Origin of the sequence: Actinoplanes sp. NPDC051470 (assembly GCF_040682035.1) — a bacterium.
In the GTDB taxonomy this organism is placed as follows: Bacteria; Actinomycetota; Actinomycetes; order Mycobacteriales; family Micromonosporaceae; genus Actinoplanes.
Genome location: NZ_JBFBAA010000055.1, coordinates 21,192 through 31,376 on the forward strand (window position 1 = coordinate 21,192; position 10,185 = coordinate 31,376).

General features: G+C 66.5%; 11 protein-coding genes. 5 read left to right on the plus strand and 6 right to left on the minus strand.

The annotated features are described in order from the left end of the window. Positions 1 to 7: 7 nt before the first annotated feature. The 5 genes from AB0M54_RS46120 to AB0M54_RS46140 form a co-directional block, all read right to left on the minus strand. The gene (locus tag AB0M54_RS46120; RefSeq protein ID WP_364333737.1) at positions 8 to 379 is read right to left on the minus strand and encodes a nuclear transport factor 2 family protein; all 372 of its coding nucleotides are present in this window, start codon (positions 377 to 379) and stop codon (positions 8 to 10) included. Between the two features lie 2 nt (positions 380 to 381). Beyond that, positions 382 to 1,218, minus strand: a complete 837-nt coding sequence (locus tag AB0M54_RS46125; RefSeq protein ID WP_364333734.1) for a carbohydrate ABC transporter permease — start codon at positions 1,216 to 1,218, stop codon at positions 382 to 384. 3 nt (positions 1,219 to 1,221) lie between these two features. Further along, positions 1,222 to 2,160 carry a sugar ABC transporter permease gene (locus AB0M54_RS46130; protein WP_364333731.1) on the minus strand — a complete coding sequence of 313 codons (939 nt, stop codon included), beginning with the start codon at positions 2,158 to 2,160 and terminating at the stop codon, positions 1,222 to 1,224. 69 nt (positions 2,161 to 2,229) lie between these two features. After that, on the minus strand, positions 2,230 to 3,528 hold the full coding sequence (locus AB0M54_RS46135) for an extracellular solute-binding protein (protein ID WP_364333728.1): 1,299 nt from the start codon (positions 3,526 to 3,528) through the stop codon (positions 2,230 to 2,232). A 168-nt stretch (positions 3,529 to 3,696) separates the two neighbouring features. Continuing rightward, positions 3,697 to 4,602 carry a redoxin family protein gene (locus tag AB0M54_RS46140; protein ID WP_364333725.1) on the minus strand — a complete coding sequence of 302 codons (906 nt, stop codon included), beginning with the start codon at positions 4,600 to 4,602 and terminating at the stop codon, positions 3,697 to 3,699. Positions 4,603 to 4,822: 220 nt separating this feature from the next. Here AB0M54_RS46140 and AB0M54_RS46145 point away from each other — a divergent pair, with 220 nt between their 5' ends. The 3 genes from AB0M54_RS46145 (at position 4,823) to AB0M54_RS46155 (ending at position 7,308) form a co-directional block, all read left to right on the plus strand. After that, positions 4,823 to 5,803 carry a TIM barrel protein gene (locus tag AB0M54_RS46145; RefSeq protein WP_364479389.1) on the plus strand — a complete coding sequence of 327 codons (981 nt, stop codon included), beginning with the start codon at positions 4,823 to 4,825 and terminating at the stop codon, positions 5,801 to 5,803. Positions 5,804 to 5,869: 66 nt separating this feature from the next. After that, positions 5,870 to 6,256: a DUF6379 domain-containing protein gene (locus AB0M54_RS46150; protein ID WP_364333719.1), complete on the plus strand. Its 387-nt coding sequence runs from the start codon at positions 5,870 to 5,872 to the stop codon at positions 6,254 to 6,256. A gap of 146 nt (positions 6,257 to 6,402) precedes the next feature. After that, positions 6,403 to 7,308 carry a LysR family transcriptional regulator gene (locus AB0M54_RS46155; RefSeq protein ID WP_364333716.1) on the plus strand — a complete coding sequence of 302 codons (906 nt, stop codon included), beginning with the start codon at positions 6,403 to 6,405 and terminating at the stop codon, positions 7,306 to 7,308. A 107-nt stretch (positions 7,309 to 7,415) separates the two neighbouring features. On the opposite strand, the gene AB0M54_RS46160 is transcribed toward AB0M54_RS46155, so the two are convergent. Beyond that, positions 7,416 to 7,745 (minus strand): transposase, encoded by a 330-nt coding sequence (locus AB0M54_RS46160; RefSeq protein WP_364479392.1) that lies wholly within the window; start codon positions 7,743 to 7,745, stop codon positions 7,416 to 7,418. Positions 7,746 to 8,712: 967 nt separating this feature from the next. On the opposite strand from AB0M54_RS46160, the gene AB0M54_RS46165 reads away from it, so the two are divergent. Together AB0M54_RS46165 and AB0M54_RS46170 are read left to right on the plus strand one after the other, a co-directional pair. Then, entirely contained in the window at positions 8,713 to 9,489 is a 777-nt protein-coding gene (locus AB0M54_RS46165) for a ScyD/ScyE family protein (protein WP_364479395.1), read from the plus strand. Between the two features lie 228 nt (positions 9,490 to 9,717). After that, positions 9,718 to 10,002: a hypothetical protein gene (locus AB0M54_RS46170; protein ID WP_364479398.1), complete on the plus strand. Its 285-nt coding sequence runs from the start codon at positions 9,718 to 9,720 to the stop codon at positions 10,000 to 10,002. Positions 10,003 to 10,185 lie beyond the last annotated feature (183 nt).

Consider the following 10,185-nt stretch of genomic DNA (forward strand, 5'->3'; position numbering starts at 1 on the left):
CGGGGCGTCAGAACATCGGGTGGTCGTGCGCCGGATTCGCCGGCACGGGCTGCAACACGTCCCAGTGCTCGACGATCCGGCCGTTGGCGAATCGGTAGATGTCGGCGACGGCTGCGGTTGGTTGACCGGGCCGGGTCGCCTTGACATGGACCATGGCCAGGTCGCCGTCCACGAGAATTCGCTGAACCTCGAATCGCGCGTCCGGGGAACCGTCGAACTTGGGGGTCAAAGCCGCGATCGCCGCCTGCGAGCCGTCGGCGATGTTCGGGTTGTGCTGCCGGTAGTCGTCGGCGGCGAGGAACGCGAAGGCGTCGGCCACCCGCTTCTGCGTGTAGAAGAGGTCGACGAAGCGCGCGAAGGCGGCCCGGTGCTCGCTCATGATCAGCCCTTGATCCCGCCGGCGAAACCCTGGATGAAGCGTTTCTGGGCCACCAGGTAGAACACCAGGATCGGGATCATCGACAGGATCACGATCGCGAAGATCTGGTTCCACTGCGAGACCAGCGAGCCGATGTAGTAGTACATCGCTACCGGCAGCGTCTGCTGGTCCGATCCGCCGAGGAAGATCAGCGGCGTGAAGAAGTCGTTCCAGACGATCAGCCCGGTCAGGATCGCGACCGTGCCGGTTGCCGGCGCCATCAGCGGGAGCACGATCCGGAAGAAGACCTGCCCCGGGCCGGCGCCGTCGATCGCCGCCGCCTCCTCGTAGTCCGTGCCCATACCACGGAAGAAGCCGGCGTAGATGAACACCGACAGCGGCAGCAGCAGGCCGCCGTAGAGCACGATCATGCCGGGGGCCGAGCCGGTCAGGTGCAGCGTCCGGGCACTGATGTAGAGCGGGACCGTTCCGAGCTGGATCGGCAGCACGATGGCGATCAGGAACAGGAAGAACAGGGCCCGGCTCCAGCGGCGGGTGTTGCGGGCGATCACGTACCCGGTCAGCGAGCCCAGCAGCACCAGGACGATGATGCTGCCGGTGGTGATGAATAGGCTGTTGGCCAGGCCCACTTTGATGTCCGACTCGCCGCCGGCCGACAGCACATGGCTGAAGCTCTGCAGCGTCGGCGACTTCGGCGGCGCCAGCGCGGAGGTGCTGAAGACCTCACTGTCCGGCTTCAGCGCGGTGGCGATCAGGACGTAGAACGGCGCCAGATAGACCACGGCCAGGAGCCAGAGGCCGATCTCCCGCAGGGCGGACAGTTTCGTGTAGCGGAACATCGCTCACACCTCCGGACGGCCCTGGACGACGCGCTGCTGGATCACCGCGAAGGTCAGGATGATGACGGTCAGGATCACGGCGAGGGCCGCGCCGTAGCCGAAGTTGCCGAGGCTGAAGGCCTGCTTGTAGACCTCGGTGGCCAGGGTCGCGGTGGCGTTGGCGGGGCCGCCGCCGGTGAGGGCGAGGATCTGGTCGAAGATCCGGAGCCCGTTCACCAGCCCGAGCGTGGTGGCGATGGCGATGGCGGGCCGCAGGCAGGGCAGGACAACGTGCCAGGTCCGCTGCCACAGGCTCGCGCCTTCGATCGCGGCCGCCTCCTCGATCTCCACGGGGACGGAGGCGAGGCCGGACATGTAGATCACCATCGCGAACCCGGTGTTCTGCCAGACGACCACCAGCAGGACGGCCCACAGCGCCCAGATCGGGTCGGCCAGCCAGGGCCGGGCCAGGCCGTCCAGGCCGACGCCGGAGAGAATCGAGTTCAGCGGGCCGTCCAGCTGAAAGATGAACTTCCAGATGTACGAGGTGGCGAGCGGGCTCAGCACCACCGGCATGAAGAACAGTGTCCGCAGGAGGTAGCGGGTTTTCAGCACGCGGTTGAGGCCGATGGCCAGCACCACCCCGGCCAGATTGCTGAGGATCACCGACCCGAACGCCAGGAGCAAGGTGTTCCGGAGTGCCGTGAGCTTGGTCGGGTCGTCGAAGATCCGCTCGAAGTTGCCCAGGCCGATCCACTCGAACGAGCCGATCCCGCTCCAGTTGGTGAAGGCGAACGACCCGCCGACCGCGGTCGCACCGTAGTGCATAGCGATCACCAGCAGCGCGCCCGGCAGCGCCCACCACCAGCGCCCGATGGTGTGTACCTTGCGCCTCTCGCCGTCAATCCGGCGCCGAGGGCGGTCCGCCGGCTCGACCGGGGGTGGCTGCACGGCGGTCTTCATCGAATCCCCCGTCGGTATCTTCGCGGCAGTCATCTGGTCCCCAGTCGAGTCAGCGTGCGGTCGGTTCGATCACTGGTCCCAGGCGGCGTCCATCGCCTTGAGGACCTTGTCGACGCTGGACTGCCCGGTGAGCAGGCCCTGGACTCCGGTGCCGAGTGCGTCGTACACGCCTGCGCTCTTCCAGCCGGAGTTGGGCAACGGGGTGTAGTCGCCCTTCTTGAGCAGGTCGGCCACGCCGGCGTAGATGGTGGTGGAGAGATCCTGCTGGTCGAGCCCGCTCACCGGCAGGCCGCCCGAGGCCTTGGCGAACAGGTCAGCCTGGGCCGGGTCGGCCAGCCAGTCGACGAACGCCTTCGCGGCGTCCTTCTTCTTGGAAGCGGCGTTGATCGACAGCGAGTAGGTCGCGCTGGCCACGCCGAAGGCCTTGCCGCCTGCGGTCGCGGGCGGGAACGCTTCGGCCACGAATTTCTGCTCCGGAGCCGCCTTCTGCAGTTCGGAGGCCGAGCCGAGCGGGCCGAAGAAGGACACCGAGGTGCCCTTGGCCATGTTGTTGGTGATCGCGTCGAAGCCGGCGCCCTCGGAGCCCTTCTGGAAGCAGCCGGCCTTGTTCAGGTCGACTATGGTCTGCAGGGTGTCCTGCCAGCCCTTGGTGCCGGCAAAGGTGGTCTGGCCGCTGGTGCGCTTGGTGTTCCAGTCGGGGTCGTCGGCGTATACCCGGGTCGCCGAGATGATCAAGCTGGTGATCCCGGCGTTGGGCACCGTCGACCCGGCCAGCACGAACAACGACTTCTTGGCGGCGGCGGCTTTGCCGCAGGCGGCCGTCACCTCGTCGAGGCTCTTCGGGGCGGCGGTCAGACCTGCGGCCTGCGCGGCCACCGTGTTGTAGACGAGCCCCGCGTAGGAGATGCCCAGCGGCTCGCCGTATGTCGTGCCGTTCAGCTGGAAGAGGCTTTCGCTGCCGGAGGGGATGGTCTTGGTCACCGTGTCACTGAGCGGTTCCAGGAATTTGGCCTCGGCCAGCGGGAGGATACTCCGCGACTGGCCCGAGCCGGCCTCGGTCTCGATCACGTCGGCGGCGTTGCCCGCCTGGAGCTGGGTGCGGACGGAGTCCCCGTAGCTGTCGTTCGGCTTGCCCTCGAGTTTGATCGTCACGTTCGGGTTGGTCGTCATGTACCTCTTGGCCAAAGTCTCGAACGGACTCTCGATGTTGTTGGACTTGGAGTACGTCAGCGTGAACTCGGTCTTGCCGTCGGCGCCCGTGCTCGAGTCCGACGATGGGGAAGAGGAGCAGCCGGCCAGCGCGAGAGCCGCGACGGCCGCCGGCACCAGGAACTTCCGCGGGTGGATGAGGTGGCGGAGATCGTTCATGTCAACCCTTCTGACGTGGTATCGAGCATCGACAAGCCGGATTGCCTCTACCGAGTGCCGCTGCCGACTAATCCAGTCGAAGGCTTACGTCGATATCAGGCATTCTTTTACATGTTTCAAACATAAGTCAATAGGATGACGGGGCGAATACGCTGTCCGAAGCAGGCGTCACGAGGACGTTCCTTTCCTGAAGTCGGTCCAGCCGGGGAGATCCCACGGCCGGGCGAGGGTCTGGGTCAGGCGTTGCTTCAGCTGCTCGGACGACGGCAGGGGTGCCACCCGCCCGTTTGGCTGCCGGTAGATGCGGCAGGTCAGCGCGGGCGGGCCGCCGCCCGGAAACAGATCCAGGCCGCCAACCTGGAAGCTGGGCGATCCGGGGAATCCGCGTTCGGCGGCCTCACCGCTGGTCTGCACCGGGACCTTGCGCACAGCGACCTCAGTGCGGCCCATCGCCTGCAGCGTGTCCTCCAACAGGCTCACGGCGCGGTCATGGCTCGGACAGCCGTCCCACCAGAGGACGTCGACCCGCCACTTCAGCGAGCACCCCGCGGGTGGCGTGGCCGGCTGCTCGACTTCGCCCCCGGCCAGGACGGTGTCGAGCGCGGCCCGCAGCCAGCCCGCCGCCTGACCTGGATTGTCGAAGTCGCCGTCCGGCGCGCCGTGGTAGCGGACGACGCCCGCGCGGTCGGCGACGAAGACCTCCGGGGTGGCGGTGACTCCGAAACACCGAGCGACCTCCTGGCCGGCGTCCTTGACGAACGGCCCAGCCAGCTCACCGGCTGACACCCGGGCCCGCATCGCCTCAAGGGAGTCCCCGGGCTGCGCCTCGTCGGCGTTGCTGACCACCTGCACCACGAGGACGTCGCGGCCGGCGTAGTCGCGGGCGACGTCCTGGATCCGGTCGTGCCAGGCGAGCGCGTACGGGCAGGCGTTCGAGGTGAAGACCACCACCGTTGCGGCCCGCGCGTGCGGGTCGACCGCGACCGGGTGTCCATCGGTGCCGGGCAGCGCGAAGGCGGCGACGGTGTCCCCGGGGGCCAGGCGGTGGACGGCGGTGTCTTCTGCAAGCCCCACTACGGTCTCCTCACAGGCTGGCGCTCAGCTTTGACGGCGCAGGCCGAGTGTCATCCAGGGACTGCGTGCTGGGCAGTTCCAATCAGCGATGGCGCGCATCGGTCCCGGTGATACACCCGCGCCCTGGTCACGCCCGGCTACCGACGCATCGAACTCGTGGATGCCGGGCATCAGCACGTCGCTGTTCCCACCCGGGCGGGAACGACCGCAGAATCGGCGCGTGACGATTAAGCGCGGTGTGAGCCTGTACAGCTACCAGGAGGAGTACTTCCTCCGGACGATGTCGCTCGAAGACTGCGTCGCCCACGCCGCGAGCGTCGGGGCCACCGGCATCGAGGTCATCCCAGAGCAGTCCATACCGGGTTTTCCGCACCTGAGCGACGAGTTCGTCGAGACCTGGTACGGCTGGATGGGCCGGTACGGCACCACCACCTCGGCCACCGATCTGTTCCTGGACACCAAGCGATTTCCCGGGCGCTGGCTGACCCACGAGGAGCAGGTCGCCTCATTCCGGCGCGACATCGACATCGCCGTCCGACTCGGCGCTCCGGTGCTTCGCGCGATCATCAACACGGCCCCCGAGGTGATGCGGGACGCCGCACCGTACGCCGAGGAGAAGGGTGTGCGCCTGCTGCTGGAGGTGCACGCGCCCTTCCACTACTCGCATCCGTGGATCGTCGAGCACTTGGAGGTCATGCATCGCACCGGCGGGCGCGTGCTCGGCCTCATGCCTGACATGGGCACGTTTGTCGAGCGTTTCCCCCGGGTGGTCAGCGAGCGTGCGCTGCGCGACGGCGCCCGCAAGGAGATCGTCGACTTCATCGTGAAGCTCTACGACGACCACGGCGACACGCACGCGCTGATGGACATCGTCCACTACCGCGGAGGCGGGCCGGTCGAGATGGGGCTGGCCCGGCAGGCGACGCATTTCATCTACCGCGACCCGCGCGAGATGCTCCCGCACATGCCGCTGATCGGGCACATCCAGGCCAAGTTCTACGAGATGACCGACGGCGGCACCGAGTACAGCATCCCCTACGACCGCGTCATCCCCGTGCTCACTGAAGGCGGGTTTGACGGCTACCTTTCCAGCGAATATGAGGGCAACCGGCACGTGCAGGATGCGTTGCCGGTGGACAGCCGCGAGCAGGTCCGCCGCCAGCACGCCATGTTCGCGCGGCTCCTGGGCGAGATCGAGTAGCTATGTCCGCCCGGCTCCTCGGCGGGACCGAGGGCGCCGTGCTCCAACCGAGAAGGGATCATCGGCGTGTTCGAGAAGTACATCATCTGCGAGGACGGCTTCCGCACCACAAACGATACTGGGACACGGGGCGTGATGGAGATCCGGATGCCGTATTACCGCGGCCTGGGGCTGTCCATGGTGGAGGCGGCGGATCTGGAGATCGACGGGGTCACCGTCCCGCCGTCCCGGACGACGTTCACCGTGCACGGCAACTCCTATCGGATGAACGACCTGCCGTCGGTGCTGGACGACCGCTGGGAGATGGGCGAGCGTGCGGAGCTCGGGTTCGAACTCGACTCGCCGCTGGCCCCCGGGTCGCACGACGTCGCGGTCACGGTGCGGCTGCGCGTGTCGTACATGCCCGTGCCCAGCGGCGGCCGGGACCGGAAGTCACTGATCCTCCAGTCCTGAACCCGGCCCCTCGCGTACCGAATCTCCCAGGCATGTGTCTCCGAGTGACGCTTCCTTGCACGGGAGTGAGCGTCAGTAGATCATCATGGAAGCAGAACGGATGGAGCGCATCCGTGCCATGAATGGTCTTCAACGGAGTGGACGGCATGCCACGCAACGTCGATCTCAACCTCATCCGGCCATTACAGGCGCTGCTGGAGGAAAAGAGCGTAACTCGTGCGGCTGATCGACTCGGTCTCAGCCAGTCTGCGATGAGCACGTCGCTGGCCAAGCTGCGGCGGCATTTCGGTGACGAGTTGCTGGTACGCAACGGCAACGCCTACGAGCCCAGTCCACTGGCTCGTGAACTACTCGAGCCCGTCTACACCGCTCTGCGGGCGGTCGATCGAGTCTTCGACCGCGAGAGCGCCTTCGACCCGTCAACCAGCGCGCGCGAGTTCTCGGTGATCATGTCTGACTACTCGGCTGCCGTACTGGGCCCCGCGGTGAGTCGCATGGTTGCCGAGCAATCACCCGCATCACGGTTGTCGATCCACATGCTGAACCCCCTGCTGGCGGGGACCGCGGCCGAAACCATGCGGATCCACGATTTGATGCTGATCCCGCACGGCTTCGTCCACGGCCTGTCGCACCGCGATCTCCACGAGGACGAATGGGCGTGCATCGTATCGAGCGACCTTGACCTGCCACACGGCAGATTGACCGCCGAGGACCTGATTGAACTCCCCTGGGTAACGGTCTATTCAGGGCCCACGGCGTTCACCACGGCCGTTCAACAGCTGCGCATGCAGGGAATCGAGCCGCATGTCGAGGTTATCACTGAGAGTTACATGCTACTAGGACCCATCATCGCCGGCACCCGCCGAGTGGCCTTGGTGCAGGAGCGGCTGGGACGGCTACTGGAAACAACGGGGCTGGTGCGGTTGCTTGACTGCCCGTTCTCAGCGGACCCGCTGGTCGAGACCATGTGGTGGCATCCGATGTACGACTCCGACAAGGCGCATCTCTGGCTGCGAGGAATCTTTATCCAGGCCGGCATCGACATCACCTGACCACTTTCGGCTTCCGTGCACGCGAGTGACCCGGACCTGTCACCGCGGTCATGAGCGGTTGACGCCGGCACGCAGCCCAGCATCGCGCCGCGAAAACCCGGTTTCGGCTACGCAGCCGGGGAATATTCGTTGATCATTCTGTTGAAGACATTTCTACGTCGAATCCGCGCAGCGGTAAGCTCCGTGACCGGAGCTGGGGACGTCTCCAGGGCTGGTGGACGTTGCCCGCCGCCTTGATGTGGCCGGTGCTCGTTGTAGTGCCGGACGTATTCTTCCAGCGTGGCGCGCAGGTGCCGCGGGTTGTAGATCAGGATCCGGTCCAGGCATTCCCGGCGTACTGTGCGTACCCACCGTTCGGCATACGCGTTCGCGCGGGGAGCCCGCGGCGGCGTCCGCACGATCTCGATGCCCTCGGCAGTGAACACCTCGTCGAACAATCTCCGGCCACGAAAATCTTGCCAGAGCCAGTTCAGTGCAGAGCCGCGTACGCCAAATATGCAAAGGACCGGACGCAAAGCGCACACGATGCTGCGACGGCAATGACCCGGGTGGCCTACGTCCGTCGCTCACGATGAGCAGTCGGTAGGCGTGAGATGGCGCCCGGATCGCGGCAAATGAGTGTGGCCCCGTTGTCCAACTGACGTTGCTAGCCTTCCCGCCGCGAATGAAGGCGGAGAGGAATTGACGCAAAGGCCTTGTCGTACGTGGAACCCGCCTGGCGGTTGGCGGTGGTGCACGATCAGCCGCTGTCGTGCCTGAAGGTCCGTGCGGAGCATGATGAGATGGAGACCGAGCCCGTGGGCCGGCTCTCGGAGAACTTCTCGACTTTGCTTTCCGTCTGCCCGGTCCCCAACCTCGGCAGTTGCTCGATCGAGCCAGACCAGCGCCTCTTGCCCGGATCCGGACGGTCTCAACGAATGCCCGCCCATGTACCGCAGTTGGTCTCAGTACCTGCGGGATACGACTCCGGCTGATCGTCTGCGGTGGTGCGCGGCGGCAGGCGACGGCCGGCGCTCCGGCTCGATCCGCGACTGACTCCGGTGGCTTTCCGCCATCCGCCCTCCGGCGCACCCGGACGGGCTCAGGATTACGGCATGGTCATTGAACGTACGGCGAGAGCACTGGCCGTTGCCGGGACGAGTGCGGTGGTCGTCCTGGCGGGGGTGCCGGTGTCAGCGGCCGTCCCGCCGGTGCGGACCATCGCCGCTGAGCTGGACGGACCTATGGGCCTTGACGTGCTGCACGCACGGCGTGCCCTGGTTGCCGAGTCCGTCTCCGGCAAGGTCACCTCCATCGACCTGAGCACCGGTGTCAAGACGACCCTGATCTCGGGCCTGGCCCGTCCGGCCGGGGTCACCTCCTGGTTCGGCAAGATCTTCGTGGCGCAGGGGGCGCCCGGGCCCGGTGAGCCGGCCGGGCCGAAACCCACCTTCCCCCCCGGCCAGCATCCTCAAGGCCGACAAACACGGCAAATATGTACGCGTGCACGCCGACCTGATGGCGTACGAGTTGAAGCACAACCCGGACGGCCAGAAGCAGTTCGCGCCGGACGGCAAACCGTACGACGCGTTGTCCAACCCGTTCAGCATCCTCGGCACTCCCTGGGGCATCCTGGTCGCCGACGGCGGCGCCAACGCCGTCCTGAGCGTGGATCCGAAGTCCGGCAAGATCCGTACGTTCTTCGTGCCGCCGAACCCGAAGACGCCTGAGTGCCTGGCACCGGGCGCGCAGGCCAATCCCGGCACGGTCGGCTGCGACGCGGTGCCCACCGGCATCGCCGTCTTCGAGAACGACGTGTACGTGTCCACGCTCGGCGGCGAGAAGCCCGGCGCGGCGACGATCTACAAACTGGACGGCCGCACCGGCGAAATGGTGAAGAGCTGGACCGGGTTCACCTCCCTCACCGGCATCGCGGTCTCGCCGCAGGGCACCGTTTACGTCTCCGAGGTGTTGCACGGCGCCCCGGCCGGCAACGGCCCGCCGCCGCCTGGTTTCCCCGCGAACGTCGGCCGGCTGACCCGGATCGCCGGTGACACCGTCACCCACGCCCAGGTCACCATGCCGACCGGCGTCGAATTCCACCGCGGCCGCCTGTTCGCGACCACGTGGAGCATTGCGGCCGGTTTCAAGGTCGAGCATGCGGGGCGACTGGTCGAGGTGCCGGACGGCGCGTTCAGCTGACGGTCGAACCGGGCAAGAGGGTACCGGCAAGAGCCGGTACCCTCTTGCTGTCCCACGCGTTTCCGGCTCGGCCCGAAGTTACGACAGCCTGCGCGCGAGGCTCACGGCGACACCGCCGAACCCGAGCAGCTCGAACTCAACAGCGAGCTCAGCCTCGCCAGCGACGCAAACGCTGGCTTGACCGCACGTTCGAATCGCGGCAAATGCGGACGACGGTACTCTTCCGCCGTGCCGACTCGCTTCTATCGCCGTCCTTGGGCCGAGACCCGAGGCGATGAGTTCAACGATTGGGGCCACTCGGTCTGGTGCTTCGAGGTCGGTGATGACGGCTGGCCTATCCGCCAGGTCGAGGTGTACGAAGCCGGCCGCGTTCTGCGGTACGGCCCCGGCCGCCAAGAGGACAGCTACGGCGGACTCGGCGAAGCGAGCCTCTACGACTCGGGCGAAGAGTGGAGCTGCTTCGAGATCACCGAAGCCGAGTTTGAGCGGGCGTGGAAGTCGGACGGAGAGTGACAACCCTGCCCTCATCAGTTCCGGACCACGGCAGTTGAGTGCGTTCGAATCATGGATGCGTTGGGCCTGTTCTCGTTAGTCCGCCCTACTAAGCCCCTGGCAGGAACTGTTTCCCGTAACTCTGGGGTAGCCAGGGTGAGGTCCAGGGTGCGGCGGTGGTGAGGTTCTGGGCGTCGGTGCGGT